Raw genomic sequence first — 15,734 nt, 5'->3', positions numbered from 1 at the left:
GCCGGACGTTGCACTCAGGCAGTGAGAATACAGCCGCAGGCATCTTGCGTGCAGGCGGAATAGATAACGTAAAAAGGCATACCGTATGATTTACGTACACTGGATATTCTTCTTGCTCTATGCATTCATAGTGATAGCAGCAATGGTAGCCGTGCTCATGGACAACCGTCAGCCGGCCAAGACCATGGCGTGGATACTCGTGCTTGTGTTCCTTCCCGTTGTGGGCTTCGTGCTATATTTCTTCTTCGGACAGAACACACGCAAGGAGAAGCTCATCAGCCAGCAGAGCATGGACCAGCTGACAAAGCGCTCCATGCTCGGATTTGCCGAGCAGCAAAACCTCGTGTTGCCAGATGAACACAGCGTGCTCATAAAGCTCTTTGCCAGCCAAAACTGGGCTTTGCCTTTCAAGAACAATGAGACCGACATCTATACCGACGGCTACGGATTCTTTCATGTTCTGCTGCGCGACATATCCCAAGCCTGCCATCACATACATCTAGAGACCTATATTATATGCGACGATCCTCTGGGCTATCTCGTTTCCGACGCACTCATTGCCAAGGCAAAAGAGGGCGTTGAGGTGCGTTTCATCTATGACGACGTGGGCTGCTGGAACGTTCCCAATTCGTTCTTCGAGCGTATGCGCAATGCCGGAATAGACGTGCATGCCTTCATGCCGGTCAAGTTTCCTGCATTCACCAGCAAGGTCAACTACCGAAACCACCGCAAGCTGTGCGTTATAGACGGCCGCGTGGGCTTTATCGGCGGCATGAACATCGCCCTGCGATATATCAAGGGCCGCAACGGAACCGCATGGCGCGACACTCATCTGCGCATAAGGGGCGGCGCCGTCTACGGCATACAGCGCGCCTTCCTTGTCGACTGGTTTTTCGTCGACCGCACGCTCATCAGCAACCGCTGCTATTATCCGCCCCACGACGACATCCGCCCCAACGACTGCATAATGCAGATAGTTACCAGCAGTCCTATCAGTCCGTGGCCCGAGATGATGCAGGGGTATGTCCGCATACTGCTGGAGGCAAAGAAATATGTATATATGGAGACGCCATATTTCCTGCCAACCGAGCCGGTGCTCTTTGCCATGCGCACCGCAGCCCTTGCCGGAGTAGACGTAAGGCTGATGGTTCCGCTGCACTCCGACGCCAAATTCGTTGAGTGGGCAAGCCGTTCATACGTGCAGGAGAGCGTCGATGCCGGTGTTAAGGTCTATCTGTATAAGCCCGGTTTCAACCATTCAAAGCTGCTTGTCAGCGACGACAGCCTGTCAACCTGCGGCTCTACCAACATCGATTTCCGCAGCTTCGACAACAATTTTGAAGTCAACGCCTTTATATACGACCGTGATATGGCCCTTCGCATCAAGTCGGTCTTTATGGAAGACGTGAAGCAGTGTGTCGACTATGAGAAGTATATGAGCACGCGCCGCCTTTCGTTCCCTCACCGTTTGCTTGAGTCGCTGATGCGTGTGTTCTCGCCGCTGATGTGATTTTCAGTCAATATTATCCTTAATGTCTTAATTGTCTTTAGTTTCATGTATAGCCCGTTTATCCGGCAGTCTATGGCCGGGATATTTTTATGTTGACGTATGCCGCAGTTTGTTCAGGCGGCAAGCCGCAAATAGGAAACAAAAAGACGGCTGAAAACATAAGTTTAATTGTATAATATAAACCCAATATACTGCCAGCCGACCGTTTGTCTATAAAATCGTTTCAATGCTAGACAAATTGGCAATTGTGTGTAAAAATAATACCGTGTGACATAAAAAATAAACATAAAAACTTTTTTATTTGATATAATATTGTTATTTTTGCCACCGACGATGCCAGTTCCCTGGGAACGGGCGGGGTCATAACATCGATGGATTGAAGTTTCGGCATTTTTAGGATGCTGACTTCGGAAAGGCGTTTACGGACGTTAATTCTGTGCTCTCAAAACTTCGCAAACTTTGAATCAGCTCACAGAAATAATGCAACGGAACGTCTGCGTGGGTGAATTATATCCCAATGATGGCCATATAAGTTTTATATGGCTGTGTGTTGTATATATAATTCCACTTGGCGTGGGCTGGCTGCGTTGCTTATCCTTGAGTTGAGGCAATGCGAAGGCCTGAGAGCAGGGATGGGCGAGAAGTAGAAACTCCCATGCCTTTTTTGTTTCCATTAATCTAATACCAGTTTGTTAACGCTGAATTTGGGGAGTATAAGAAGCAACCTAAAACTTAAATGCTATGAGTGAAATGATGTTGTCGTTGCTGACTTTGTCTCCTTTGTCATTGTTAAGTTTTAGTTTTGCGCCATGCGGATTTTTTAAATGTGAGAATGATAGTGGTGTAAACCAAAACAGATATCTGTTACAGCTTATCGGTGAATTCAGATTGAACGCAATAATAGGACGTGTTGCCGCCGGTACAGCTTTCGCTATATGCAAATCTCCTTTCGGCCAACAAAGGCTGTGGGCGGCTTGAATATTCCGGATGCTGAGTAATATCTGAACGCAGAAGATGTAAGTATACAGGCGTTGCATGTTTGCCATAAAACACTTCAGGTGCTTAGTTATATACTTTCAATATTAGTCATCTCTTAAACAATTTTTTACTATGAAAAGGATGCATTTTATTATTCTGTCATGCCTGTTGGCCCAGAATGCTTTTTCTGCAGTGGACGGAGCCAAGGATGATGTCGGCGTTTTGTTGCCGCAAGTTGAAAAACCGGTAGTGTCTGTCTTGTCCGACAGTTATCCCATAACCCGTGCCGACAATCAGCCTGCATACAGTTATCCTGACGGACTGAGCCGTCTTGGCACATATTCTTCTGAGAATCAGCCTGTGTGCAATTATCTTTCGCCCAACCGCCTTACCAACGGCAACTACTTCTTATGGGCACCTACAGGCAAGCCTGTTACATATATAAGTAATGTGAGCGGCGCATCCGCCTATAATTGGTCTTTGCCTGGAACATCAGAAGAAACTTCCGCAACAGAAAGCGCAACTGCAACATACACTAAATTAGGTCATTACGCATTTCCTTCACTTGAAGTTACCGACGCGTCTGGCAAAAAGAGCACGTATCAGGCCGAAGGCGAGCTGCTTGTGAGCGGTAAGGCCGAAATAAGCACGGCAAACTGCCGTAAATGGAACGAGACATATCAGCTTGGCTATCTGCCTTTAAACGGTGGTTCGGCTGGCTATCTCGGCGGAACCAACAGTGCCGGACTGAAGGGCTATGGCAACTTGTTCATGACGGCTCACGGTAATGCCCATATTACAGGCGTAAACGTGTATTTCGCCTTTAAGCCTACAAAATATCCTGCCGATGCAAAGCTGATGCTTCGTGTGTGGTACCCTATGGAGAGCGAGGGCAACATGGAGTTCACAGGTCTGCCGTTAGAGGTGGTTGAGTTGCCGGTGAGCGAAATTCGTGATGCTTATGAGGGCGAGTTTCCTATAAAGAATGTGGCAGTTGGCGAGTTCCGTTTTGAACAGCCTCTGCAGATATGGGACAAGCCTTTGTTCTTTGTTACCGTTGAAGGTTTTGGCGACGATCCGTCAGAGTCTGATATCGTTATGCTGACTGAAGTAATGGGGCAGGATATACCCGAGGAGCAGATGACCAGCATGCTTGCTCACAATTCTTTTGTAAACTATAACGACATGGGCTATAACATGCCGGTTAATTATTTCGGCGCTGCGCCGGGTGCTTCGTTTATGATCTGTCCTATTGTCGACAATAAGGACGGCGACGCTACAGGCATAACTCCGAGTCTTGTCAGTGGCTGCGAAACAAGGCTGCAGGTCAGCTCGCTCAATCTTACAATAGGCAACGACGATGCAACATCTGTAAGCGTGGTAAATGCCGCCGGCATGAAGGTGTGTGAGCGTAATATGGTCAAGGGACAGGATGTTAGCCTTACACTGCCAGGGGCAGGACTTTATCTTGTGCAGGTGTTCCGCGACGGAAAGCAGATTGATGTCAAGAAAGTTCTGGTAAATAAATGACAAAAATAAGAAGGGAACATTTGTTCCAAATTTTGAATTAAATAATAATGCTTATGAAAAAGATTACACGTTCATTTGTAGTTGCGGGGCTATTGGCTCTGGCTACATCGGTTAATGCACAGGAGCATGTATGGAAATACGTTGCAACAGGAGACGCCTCTACCTATGCTATTCGTGACGACGGCACTCTGTGGAGCTGCGGTTGGAACGAGAAAGGACAGCTGGGTGCACCGGCTGTGTCGGAAAGAACAGCTGAGTGGCAGTGTGTAGGAACTGATACAGACTGGAAGAAAGTGATAGGTGGCAAGGCTTACGCCTTCTTCATAAAGGAAGACGGCTCTCTATGGGCAGCAGGTACATCAGAGAGCGGTGTGCAGGGAACCGGTGACGGAATGGACCATAAAGAACTTGTACGTGTAGGAACTGATAATGACTGGGCTGACGTTACGGCAAGTCATTTCTGGGGATATAGCGCAATCGGACTCAAGACTGACGGCACAATATGGGGCTGGGGCGAAAATACCAGTTCGCAGCTGGGTCTCGGTGACAGAAATACACGCACTACTCCGGTACAGATTGGAACTGATACAGACTGGAAACAAGTGTCTTTAGGAAGTTCTCACTGTGTAGCCTTGAAGACAGACGGCACAATATGGGGCTGGGGACAGAATAACTCAGGACAGTTAGGACTTGGCAATGCTACGAGCCAGTCTTCTCCGGTACAGATCGGAACTGCTAACGACTGGGTTTACGTCAAGGCTATCGACAACCGTACTTATGCGATAAAGGCTGATGGTACATTGTGGGCAACAGGTGACAACTATTCAAACCTGCTCGGCTTTAATCAGTCTGACGAGGAGCTTGTGTCGCTTTACTATGAGTTCACAAAGGTAACGACCGTTCCTGATGGTGTGCTTTCTGTATCAGGATGCGAGAACACTACGACCATTGCCATAGGAAAAGACGGTGTCATCACGGAGATTTATGCTATTGGCAGCAACAGTGACGGAGCTCTCGGCGACGGCAACGGCAAACTGCTTACAGCTACATCATCTTCAGACGAAATGCCGTTCTCGGCAAAACCTGTTAAGCCACTTCTGCCAGAAGGCGCAACTTACTCAATGCTGGCATCAGGACAGAGCTATTCATTCGTGCTTACTACAGACGGAAAGTTCTATGCATGGGGACGAAACAAGGGTGGACAGCTTGGCGACGGCTCAGAGTTGGAACAGCTGCAGACCAGCTATCAGAAGAAACCTATTGAGATTGCATGTCCTGGCGGTGCTACTCCCGGCGGCGGTGACGAAGACGTTGTTACTGTACCTTCTGACGATATTCCAAGCGACCTTAAGAAGGCAGCTGAAATCAAACTGACTGGAACATGGAACACAAGCAAATTTACTGAACTGGCTCAGGCTATAGGTACTACTGCTTTCGGAGCATCTAACACCACGCTCGTTTCTGTTGATATGTCAGAGGCTCTTATTGAAGAAGGTACTGACCTCTATGTTCAGGGCGGACTGGCAAAGAATGGTGCTTTTGTAAATTGCAAGGCTCTTGAGAAGGTGGCTATGCCGGCTGCTGCCGAGGCTGCAAACTTCAAGGACTTTACAAATGCGTTTATGAACTGCGAGAAACTCTCTGACATCGACTTGCAGAACTGTGCAGGCCTTACGAGTCTTAACAGCGCCTTCATGGGCTGTACATCTCTGACAAAGGTTAATCTGCTCAACTCTAAGTCTCTCACCGGCGTTAGCAGCATGGCCAGCACATTTAAGAGCTGTACGGCTCTTACAGATGTCGTATTGCCCGAAGAGATAGCTTTCGCTTCAGCTACATTCAGCGACTGTACAGCTTTGGCAAACATCGACTGGACAAGCTATACAAAAGACAGCGCACCTATATTCTATTCAGGAATGTTCGACGGCATATCTGACCTTAAGGCCATCACTCTTACTGTAAATGAGGATGTTTATGACATCTTTGCAGCAGATGCTAACTGGAGCAAGCTTAATCTGGTGGCTAAGGGCTCAACCGGTATTAACGGTGTTGACAACGAAGCTTCTGTTCGTTTCGACGGCAACACTCTCTATACATCACAGCCGGTTAATGACGTATGTGTATATACCGTTTCTGGTTCACTCGTACGCAAGTGCGGTGTTGTGGCAGGCAGTCTTAATTTGTCTGATGTTGCCAACGGCGCTTACATCCTTGTCTACACTCAGAACGGACAGAAACATGCTGTTAAAGTTGTAAAGAGATAATTCAATATTCTGGGTTTATTACAAAGAGGCTTTCTGCTGTATGCGGGAAGCCTCTTCCTTTTTTATGTACCTGCCTGTGCAGCCGTTGATGTTAATGGCTGGTAATAAAAAATCTTTGACAGTGCTGATTTGTACGACTCTGTTTGAAGTCGACCTAAATTAGGAAAGGACAATCCGTAAATCAACAGTAAATAATTTTCTTTAAAACTCATCACTCATCACATTCGTGCGTAACGTGTTGATATACATAGCGTTATGGTGTGATGAGTTGGTTTCGCAACTCGTCACACCATGGCCTTTGTGGCCTTTCCTGATTTTGGTAGACCTCGATGTGATGAGTTGCAAATTAAACTCGTCACACTATAACATCTTGATTATTAGTGAATTAAGCGGCTTTGTGATGAGTGACGAGTTTTTAACAAAACTTTTTTATGGTATTACGCATTAACAGAATAACTTATTCAGCCGAAAAGCTGTGCTTTGGTCTTGCAAAAGGCCGTGTTTCAGGATACAAAAGCATACCTTTTGCGATGCAGTTTGCCGCCTTTTGTATTTTATTTATGGTATATTCTTATTTGCTTCAGCCGTAATCTCTTTCAGATTAGATGTTATAATCCGTCATCTTTTCAACTCATGTCAGTTGAGTCTGACTTTCAATCGAAAATGCAAATAATAATAGGCTTAGGCCGGACGGCGGTTATTCATCCTCGCCTTCCGGCTCTCTGTTAGAGAAGATGCTGAAGTTCACGCTGCCGTATGCCCTGTGTTCAATGAATCCGGGCACATCCTCAAAGCTGTTGTTCTTGCCGTGTTCGAATACGAAGATGCCGTTGGGCTTCAGCAGTCCGCGCTCAAGTATCAGCTTGGGCAGGGTGGGCAGTTCGGGCAGGGCGTAGGGAGGATCGGCAAAGATGAAGTCGAACTGCTGATGGCAGCTCTTTATGAAGCGGAACACATCGCCTCGCAGGGCGATGCATCTGTCGGTGCCGAGCTTCTTCAGGCATTGCTTTATGAAGGCATGATGGTCGCGGTCGGCCTCCACGCTTATCACGCTCTGGCATCCTCTCGACACCAGTTCGAGCGATATGCTGCCCGTGCCCGAGAAGAGGTCGAGCGCAATGGCGTCTTCAAGGTCGATGTATCCGTTAAGCACATTGAATATGTTTTCTTTGGCAAAGTCCGTCGTCGGTCTTGCCTTGAACGTGCGCGGTATGTCAAAGTGGCGTCCTTTATATATTCCTGTAATTATTCTCATTTCAGTTTATTCCTAATGTTGTTGTGGCTTTCTGTTGAGGCCTGCTGCCTGTCAGTGCTCCGTCTGGGGGCTTGTAGTGATCTGCCTGCAGTTTCGCCTCATGCTGTTTCTGCGGCGTAGGCTTTCAGGCGTTACCGCTGTCCGTGTGCAGCCTGCGGCTCAGCTCTTCACGAAATATGTTATCAGGTCGTAAGGAATGTTCTTTATTGCCGTAATCGGAGCGCGGTTGAACTCGGCCTTCGGGTTTATCACGTATACGTTCTGTATGAAAGTGTGCAGCTCCTGTGTCAGCTCCTCCCTGGCGGGCAGTTCGCCTACGAGGTGCAGCTCGTCGCGCTTGTTGTCGAAGGTAAGCTGCTTCCATACGTTCAGTATGAAGTATACGGCGTCGGGTGCCAGGTCGGTGTCAAAGCTGTTTGTAAACTTAAATCTGTTCTGCTGAAAGCTGAACACGTCTATCCTCTTGTCGTGGAAATACGCATACAGCTTCATCCTTATGCCGGTGAAGCTGCGGCGGTAGAGATGATTCCACACCGGCTCGCACACGTGTGCAAACCTTACGTCGCCGAAGTGGTCGTCGATGACCAGCTTCAGGTCTTTGTTTATAGAGTATACGGCCACGGCGTTTAGCGAAGGCAGCACGCTCGACATCACCACTTCGCCCTCATGTCCGGTAACGGCATAGTGGTAGAGCATTTCTTTCTGGCTGTCCTTAAACTCGTCTATGGGTATCATTATCACGGGCGAGTCGATCATCACCATTGCTCTCTGCCATCCGTTGTTCAGCAGGTCAATCTCCCTGAACGCCTCTCTGAGGTTAGCCGCCATGGATATGCCGCTCCTCACGGTATAAGGCTCAAAGGTTATACCCTCGGGATTTTCTGCGCTCAGGGCAGAGAACGACAGCGAGTGCCTGCCTATGCGTATGGTAAGCCTCGGCTTTTTTGTTATTATGTTATTCCCAGTTTCCTGCATTATCGTTAGGTGTGGTTATGTCTCCAATTTTCAGTCCGGGGTATCTCCCCGCGTTGTTAGCCTCTTCGATGAGGTTGGCTATGCTGTTCTCGTCGAGCCCCGACAGGTAGTCGTTATACATGGCTCCGCATTCCATCAGCGGTATTTGCCTGCCCGACTTGCTTATCTGCGTCGTTGCCGTAAGGTCGAATTTCTTTTTTCCGGCGAAGGGAATGTATTGCAGCGAGTCGGCCAGATAGCCTTCTCTGACCAGTATGTCGAAGCTTCCGCTGTAAGTGCCGTTGGCTCTGCGGTATTTCTCTTCGGCATATCTTATCTTCACCAGCCGCTCCTTCACCGCCTGCTCGCGTCCGGCCTGCTGCCGCTCAAATCTTATGGGCGAGCACACACTCATGACGCATGTTATGGCCAGCATGGCGGCTATGAGTGCCAGAATGTGATTGTTGCTGATTTTTATCATTGCCTTATTGACCTGCTATTTATGGCCGGCTGTGGTTAAGAACAATATTTTCTTAGTTCACATGGCATAAAATATCAATTATTTTATGTAAGTTTGCATTATGCTTTCGCATTCTGTGCATTTGCAAAATTACACTAAATAATTCGTAAAATCAAACCTTTGGCATAAAAACTGATGATTGTTGAAGAACTGGCAACTCAGATAATGCAGACTTTCGGCTTTGTTCCTACTGCCGACCAGGCTAAGGCCACGGCCGTGTTCAGCCGTTTTCTGCTCGACCGCGACGGCAGCTCGGTGATGATTATGCGCGGCTCTGCCGGTACGGGCAAGACGTCGCTTGCCGCAGCCATCGTTAAGACGCTTGTAAAGTTGCGCCAGAGGGTGATCCTGCTTGCCCCCACGGGACGTGCCGCCAAGGTGTTTTCGGTCAATGCCTGTCGTCCGGCCTTCACCATACATCGCCGCATATACCGTCAGAAGACCTTTGCGGGCGAGTCGACGGGCTTCAGTCTTAACGACAACATGTATCACGACACGCTCTTCATTGTCGACGAGGCGTCGATGATAGCCAACGGCGGAGGCGGCGAGGGCGCAGTCTTCGGCACGGGCTGCCTGCTCGACGATATGGTTAGCTTCGTCTACGGCGGCCGCAACTGCCGCATGATGATCATTGGCGACATGGCACAGCTGCCGCCGGTGGGCGAGGAAGAGTCGCCCGCGCTGATGGCTGATTTTATGGCGGGCTACGGACTGAAGGTTTATCAGTGCGACCTTAATGAAATTTTGCGACAGGCATCAGGTTCGGGCATTCTTTACAATGCCACGATAATACGAAGTATGATAACCCACGACGAGGTTACGCGTCTTCCTAAAATAACTTTTTCAGGCTTTGCCGACATACGCATGGTGTCGGGCGGCGAACTCATTGAGCAGCTTAACAGCAGCTACTCTGAAGTGGGCACCGACGAGACCATCGTGATAACGCGCAGCAACAAGCGCGCCAATGCCTACAACGCCGGCATACGCGGCATGGTGTTGGGCCGTGAGGAAGAACTGACTACGGGCGACATGCTCATGGTGGTGAGAAACAACTACTACTGGACCGAGAAGGCTGCCGCCGAGGAAAAGGCTCTCGAGGACAGCAGCACGGGCAACGGCGACGGACGTAAAGCCGAAAGCCAGGCGTTGCCGTTTATTGCCAACGGCGACAGGGCCATGGTGGTAAGGGTTAGAAACCTGCGCGAGTTCTACGGCCTTCATTTTGCCGACGTGTGGCTTCAGTTTCCAGATTACGACAATTATGAAATAATGGTAACCGCCGTAACCGACAGTCTTATGGCTGAGGCTCCGGCTCTTACGCGCGAACAGAGCGAGCGGCTCTTCAACGGAGTTATGGAAGACTATCAGGATGTGCCGCTGAAAGCCGACCGCCTGAAGAAGGTAAGGCAAGACCCTTGTTACAATGCCTTGCAGATAAAATATGCCTATGCCGTTACCTGCCACAAGGCGCAGGGCGGACAGTGGGCGCACATATATGTTGACCAGGGCTACATGACCGACGACATGCTCTCGCCCGACTATATCCACTGGCTCTACACAGCCTTCACGCGTGCCACAGAGAAACTCTTTCTCGTAAACTGGCCCAAGACGCAGACGGAAGGGTGACATTTATATTATTCTGCATTCATTACTTCACATAGTGTAATTAGTCTTTTTCAAGTAAAAAATAAATAGTTATAATGACATCATTCTTATTTTTTATAGCAGGATTTCTTATTGCCGTAGTGGCAATGATGATAGTGTCGCAGCGCAACGCTGCTGCTCAAAAGAAAACAACGCACGCTTGTCTAACGAGGCTGCCGCAAGCCGCCGCGAGGCCGACATGTTGCGTTCACAGTTGGGCGATGCGCGTGAGGATGCCGAACGGCGGCTGACCGAATTGCGCCGCCAGTATGAACGGCTCATGGCTGATGCCGAGCGCAAGCATGCCGAAGAGAGGGCAGGGCGCGAGATGCTTATGGAGAAACAGTTCGCGGAGAGATTGCAGCTATTGCAGGAACAGCTGCGCACAACAACCGAGAAACTCCTTAAGCAGCGGGCTGACGAACTGGACAAGAGCAACCGCAGCCAGATGGACTCGATAATAGCTCCGCTGAAAGCCGTAATGACAGAGATGAAAAAGTCGATGGACGACAACCGCGAGTCGTTCACACGCAGCACGGCATCGCTCGGCGAACAGATAAGGCAGATGCATGCCACAACGGCATCGCTCGGCGCTGAGGCCGAAAAGCTGTCGCGTGCGCTTCAGACAGGTCCTAAGATTCAGGGCGACTTCGGCGAGATGAAGCTCAACGACCTTCTCGATAAGTTCGGATTTACCAAGGGCGTTGAGTATGACGTGCAGTACACCATGCGCGACGCAAAGGGCAACGTGATACACAACGACGACACCAACGACATGATGCGCCCCGACGTGGTGCTGCATTATCCCGACCATAAGGACGTGATAATCGACTCGAAGGCTTCGCTTACTGCCTTTATTAATTATGTAAACGCCGAGACCGACGACGAGCGCCGCAAGGCTCTCGACGAGCATGTTAAGAGCGTTCGCCGCCATGTAGACGAGCTTTCGGCAAAGAACTACGCCAAATACTCAATGGAGGGCGGCACCACTCTCGACTTTGTCATCATGTTCGTGCCGCAGGAGGCAGCCATGCAGCTTGCCGTGTCTGCCGACCCGTCGCTCTGGAACTATGCCTTTGAGCGCAAGGTGGTCATCACCGGTGAGCAGAATCTCTTCTCGTTGTTGCGCCTCTTGCAGATAGCGTGGACACAGCAGCGCCAGGCCGATAACCAGGAACTCGTGTTCGGACTTGCCGACACGCTCATCGAGCGCGTAGGGTTGTTTGTTGAACGTTTCGAGAAGATAGGCAAGAACATTGAAACCGTGCAGAAATCGTTTGATGATGCGCGCAAGGCCATAAAAGGCAATCAGAGCTTCATCGTGTCGGCGCGCAAGCTCGTTGAGATGGGCGCGAAGGAGAATCCGCGCCGTCCGCTGCCAGACATATCGCCCGACGACGACTCTCAGGCCTGACGCCGTCCGTGAGCAGTCGCTGCGTGGCTGCCTTCTTGTGGCGTATTGTGTTGTAACGGCATTGTAACACGTCTGTAATAAATATGAATACAGTTATCATTACTTTTGCAACGGTTATTATTAAAAAACAGAATGACTTATGGATAATAATTATCGAATACTGGTGGTTGACGACGAACAAGACCTTTGTGAGATTTTGAAGTTTAACCTTGAGACCGACGGATATACCGTTGAGATGGCAAACTCAGCCGAGGAGGCTCTCGAGATGAACATCGAGAGTTTCAACCTTCTGCTGCTCGACGTTATGATGGGCGGCATGTCGGGCTTCGCGCTGGCTAAGCAGCTCAAGGCCGAACCTGCCACAAAAGACATCCCAATAATATTCCTCACGGCGCGTGACACTGAAAACGACACCGTTACAGGCTTCAATCTCGGTGCCGACGATTATATCTCGAAGCCATTCTCTATACGTGAGGTGCTGGTAAGAGTGCGCGCCGTGCTGCGCCGTACAGCCGAGCACAACGGTGTTCCGCAGTCGAACGTGATAAGTTATCAGGGACTCGAGCTTAACCTCGACAAAAAGACCGTAAGCATAGACGGCGAGGACATTCCGTTTACCAAGACCGAGTTTGAAATTCTTCACCTTCTGCTCGACGAGAAGGGCCGTGTGTTCTCCCGTCAGGAACTTATCGACCGCATCTGGCCCAAGGATGTGCTAGTGCTCGACCGCACTGTCGACGTAAACATAACGCGCCTCCGCAAGAAGATAGGGCGCTTCTCAAAGTGCATCGTAACACGCCTCGGCTTCGGCTATTACTTCGACGCCTGAGCCGGCATTAATCATAACATCAACATACAAAAATAAGCAAACATGTGCAGAACATCTGTTGGCACGCGTCTTTACATCAGCGTGCTGTCCGTATTTGTGGTCTTCGCTGTGGCCTTCATCATCTTTCAGCACGCACGTGAGCGTGAGTATAAAATCAATACGCTCAACACGCGTCTGCAGGATTACAACGAGCGTATGATGGAGTCGCTGCGCTATCTTGACGACAGGTCGGACAAGACGCTCGACGGCTACGTGGCCAACCATTACATTCATGGTCTGCGCGTTACGCTTATCGACCGCAGCGGAAAGGTTGTCTATGACAATGTATATAAGAACTATAAGAAGATGGGCAACCATCTTTCGCGAAGGGAGGTCAGAGAGGCACTCAAGGACGGCAGCGGCTACGACTTCAGCCGCGTAAGCTCCACTCTCAATCAAGACTATTTCTATTCTGCCACCTATGTTCCGCAGTGCTCGCTCATTGTGCGCAGTGCCTTGCCCTACGACAACAGTCTTGCCAAGACTCTGCGTGCCGACCAGCATTATCTGTGGTTCTCGCTCGTGGCCATGCTTGTGCTTGTCTTTATCCTTTACCGCTTTGTGAGCCGTCTGGGCGACAACATCACCAAGCTGCGCCTCTTTGCGAGCCGTGCTGACCACAACGAGAGTCTCGACACCGAAGACCTTGTTGACTTTCCCGGCGACGAACTCGGCGAGATTGCAGAGCGTATAATAAAGATATACAAGCGCCTGCAGAAAACCAAGGAGGAACAGAACATCCTGAAGCGCCAGCTGACGCAGAACATCGCCCACGAACTGAAGACGCCCGTTGCAAGCATTCAGGGTTATCTTGAGACAATACTCGAAAATCCCAACATCAACGAGGCCACCAAGGAGCAGTTCTTGCAGCGCTGCTATGCACAGTCGCAGCGCCTCACCTCTCTGCTTCATGACATTTCTACGCTCAACAGGCTCGACGATGCTCCCGAGATGGTCGACTTCGATGTGGTTGACGTCAGCCAGATGGTGTCTAATATTGTCAACGACACGGCGCTGCAGCTGTCTGAACGCAAGATGACATTCAGCAACATGCTGCCTGACGGCATCAAGGTTAAGGGCAACCAGTCGCTGCTTTACAGCGTGTTCCGCAACCTGACAGACAACGCCATAGCTTATGCCGGCGAAGGCACCACCATAACTCTTTCAGCCGTTAATGACAACGACTGCTGGCGTTTCACCTTCAGCGACAATGGTGTCGGTGTTCCTCATGAGCATCTGGCACGCATCTTTGAGCGTTTCTATCGTGTAGACAAGGGCCGCAGCCGCAAGATGGGCGGCACAGGTCTTGGTCTTGCCATTGTAAAGAACGCCGTGCTGCTGCATGGCGGAACAATTAAGGTTAGCAACAACCTCACAGGCGGTCTCCGCTTCGACTTCACATTGAGAAAATAAATTTAAGCGAAGAGCAGGCGCGGATATCAATTAATACTCTTGTGGATTATTATTTGGAGTTAAAGTAGTTATAGTAGTTAAAGTAGTTAAAGTCAAATGCCTCGTGGGTATAATCTGCTACTTGGCATTTGGATTTTTCACTCTTCACTCTTCGTTCTTCACTTAAATATGCTCCTTTAACTCCAAATAATAATCCACAAGAGTATCGGATTTTTCACTTTTCTCTTTTCGTTTTTCACTTAATAACGTTTCTTTGTTTGTAAATATTTCCGATGTTTTCCGTCCGTTTGACGCTCTCAGAATAGCGATGTTCATCGCAAGTCTGTGATTTGGCGTGAAAAACGGCAAAAAACAGACTTTATGGTTAAGTCGTTGTCATTCAATATCTTATGCCGTTTCAAGCTCAAAACTTCAATAGTTAAAAAATATTACTCTGCCGTTTACGCTCCAAAAGTGGCCGACTTATACTCTCAAAACCACCCTTTAATGACTCTAAAACCATGCTTTTACAGCTCAAAATCCATGTTTTTTGACTCGTTATCCATCCTGATAAGCAAACGAATGTTAACCATTTAGCGTTTTCGCGCCATGCAATTAACATCCGTTATCTTTTGATTTTCCAGATTGAAAAAATATTTTGTCCTAAGTTTTTACTTAAAGCAAGAACTGCTGATTAAATGAAATCCAAAAAATTTGCGGCTTGGAAACTATAAAAACATTAGAAAGCAACAAGGCTATTGTTCTGTCGGATATGTTATCCGACAGCATTAAATATTAGGATCTGTGATCCAAAACTCATACCTTAATAGCTATTTTTTTGATTAGAAATTCATACCTAAAATAAAAATAGGAAGCAAGCGGATTAAAATCCTTATATTCAATTCCGGCAGATTGCAAATCAGCCGGCACATTAGCTTTGTTGGCTCAAATCTATTGTACAAGTGGCGCATTAGTCTTGTAACTATAAGGCAATCCAAAGAATTTGCGGCTTGGAACGAAAAGAAACAACATGGCTATTGTTCTGTCGGATATGCTATCCGACAGCATAAAGTATCAGGATCTTTGATCCGAGATTCATACCTATTAATCAAAAATAGGAAGCAAGCGGATTAAAATCCTTATACTTAATTCCGGCAGATTACAAATCAGCCGGCACATTAGTTTTGTTGATTCATATCGGTTGCACAAGCGGTTAAATGAAAAGTGAAATAACAATAATCCACAAGAGTATCGAATTTTTCACTCTTCACTCTTCGTTCTTCACTTAAACAAGCTCCTTTAACTACTTCTAACTCCTTTAACTACTCAAAAAAATATTATCTTTGCATCTCGAATACCATTTAAAACGATGAAAAGAATTATAACCAACATAACGGGCGGCCTT

Annotated in this window: 10 protein-coding genes; 7 read left to right on the top strand and 3 right to left on the bottom strand. The window is 48.4% G+C overall.

What is annotated here, in order from left to right:
- Nucleotides 1-85: 85 nt before the first annotated feature.
- The 3 genes from cls (at nt 86) to ACU52_RS04665 (ending at nt 6,282) form a co-directional block, all read left to right on the top strand.
- On the top strand, nt 86-1,510 hold the full coding sequence (cls, locus tag ACU52_RS04680) for a cardiolipin synthase (protein WP_053397937.1): 1,425 nt from the start codon (nt 86-88) through the stop codon (nt 1,508-1,510).
- A 1,110-nt stretch (nt 1,511-2,620) separates the two neighbouring features.
- Nucleotides 2,621-4,018 carry a T9SS type A sorting domain-containing protein gene (locus ACU52_RS04670; RefSeq protein ID WP_053397935.1) on the top strand — a complete coding sequence of 466 codons (1,398 nt, stop codon included), beginning with the start codon at nt 2,621-2,623 and terminating at the stop codon, nt 4,016-4,018.
- Nucleotides 4,019-4,071: 53 nt separating this feature from the next.
- On the top strand, nt 4,072-6,282 hold the full coding sequence (locus tag ACU52_RS04665) for an RCC1 domain-containing protein (RefSeq protein ID WP_162207747.1): 2,211 nt from the start codon (nt 4,072-4,074) through the stop codon (nt 6,280-6,282).
- Between the two features lie 697 nt (nt 6,283-6,979).
- Here ACU52_RS04665 and ACU52_RS04660 read toward each other — a convergent pair.
- From ACU52_RS04660 to ACU52_RS04650, 3 genes are all read right to left on the bottom strand, one after another.
- Nucleotides 6,980-7,537, bottom strand: coding sequence for an RsmD family RNA methyltransferase (locus ACU52_RS04660; protein ID WP_021855667.1), 558 nt, complete (start codon nt 7,535-7,537; stop codon nt 6,980-6,982).
- Between the two features lie 159 nt (nt 7,538-7,696).
- Entirely contained in the window at nt 7,697-8,512 is an 816-nt protein-coding gene (locus tag ACU52_RS04655) for a DUF3822 family protein (protein ID WP_053397933.1), read from the bottom strand.
- Nucleotides 8,493-8,972 (bottom strand): hypothetical protein, encoded by a 480-nt coding sequence (locus ACU52_RS04650; protein WP_021855665.1) that lies wholly within the window; start codon nt 8,970-8,972, stop codon nt 8,493-8,495. The genes ACU52_RS04655 and ACU52_RS04650 overlap by 20 nt, the downstream gene beginning before the upstream one ends.
- 174 nt (nt 8,973-9,146) lie before the next feature.
- Here ACU52_RS04650 and ACU52_RS04645 point away from each other — a divergent pair, with 174 nt between their 5' ends.
- The 4 genes from ACU52_RS04645 (at nt 9,147) to ACU52_RS04630 (ending at nt 14,350) form a co-directional block, all read left to right on the top strand.
- Entirely contained in the window at nt 9,147-10,637 is a 1,491-nt protein-coding gene (locus ACU52_RS04645) for an ATP-dependent DNA helicase (protein WP_053397932.1), read from the top strand.
- 178 nt (nt 10,638-10,815) lie between these two features.
- Nucleotides 10,816-12,069 carry a DNA recombination protein RmuC gene (gene rmuC, locus ACU52_RS04640; protein ID WP_053397931.1) on the top strand — a complete coding sequence of 418 codons (1,254 nt, stop codon included), beginning with the start codon at nt 10,816-10,818 and terminating at the stop codon, nt 12,067-12,069.
- A 139-nt stretch (nt 12,070-12,208) separates the two neighbouring features.
- Nucleotides 12,209-12,898 carry a two-component system response regulator PhoB gene (locus tag ACU52_RS04635; RefSeq protein ID WP_021855662.1) on the top strand — a complete coding sequence of 230 codons (690 nt, stop codon included), beginning with the start codon at nt 12,209-12,211 and terminating at the stop codon, nt 12,896-12,898.
- Between the two features lie 42 nt (nt 12,899-12,940).
- Complete coding sequence (locus ACU52_RS04630) at nt 12,941-14,350, top strand: sensor histidine kinase (protein ID WP_053397930.1); 1,410 nt, start codon at nt 12,941-12,943, stop codon at nt 14,348-14,350.
- Nucleotides 14,351-15,734: the final 1,384 nt, after the last annotated feature.

The organism is Xylanibacter rarus (assembly GCF_001275135.1).
In the GTDB taxonomy this organism is placed as follows: Bacteria; Bacteroidota; Bacteroidia; order Bacteroidales; family Bacteroidaceae; genus Prevotella; species Prevotella rara.
The sequence above is the reverse complement of the archived record's forward strand: the minus strand, read 5'-3'. Positions and strand labels throughout refer to the sequence as shown.

What these genes read in the sequence shown, in the direction of transcription:
- cls (WP_053397937.1), top strand. Translation starts at nt 86, where the DNA reads ATGATTTACGTACACTGGATATTCTTCTTGCTCTATGCATTCATAGTG.
- ACU52_RS04670 (WP_053397935.1), top strand. Translation starts at nt 2,621, where the DNA reads ATGAAAAGGATGCATTTTATTATTCTGTCATGCCTGTTGGCCCAGAAT.
- ACU52_RS04665 (WP_162207747.1), top strand. Translation starts at nt 4,072, where the DNA reads ATGAAAAAGATTACACGTTCATTTGTAGTTGCGGGGCTATTGGCTCTG.
- ACU52_RS04660 (WP_021855667.1), bottom strand. Translation starts at nt 7,537, where the DNA reads ATGAGAATAATTACAGGAATATATAAAGGACGCCACTTTGACATACCG.
- ACU52_RS04655 (WP_053397933.1), bottom strand. Translation starts at nt 8,512, where the DNA reads ATGCAGGAAACTGGGAATAACATAATAACAAAAAAGCCGAGGCTTACC.
- ACU52_RS04650 (WP_021855665.1), bottom strand. Translation starts at nt 8,972, where the DNA reads ATGATAAAAATCAGCAACAATCACATTCTGGCACTCATAGCCGCCATG.
- ACU52_RS04645 (WP_053397932.1), top strand. Translation starts at nt 9,147, where the DNA reads ATGATTGTTGAAGAACTGGCAACTCAGATAATGCAGACTTTCGGCTTT.
- ACU52_RS04635 (WP_021855662.1), top strand. Translation starts at nt 12,209, where the DNA reads ATGGATAATAATTATCGAATACTGGTGGTTGACGACGAACAAGACCTT.
- ACU52_RS04630 (WP_053397930.1), top strand. Translation starts at nt 12,941, where the DNA reads ATGTGCAGAACATCTGTTGGCACGCGTCTTTACATCAGCGTGCTGTCC.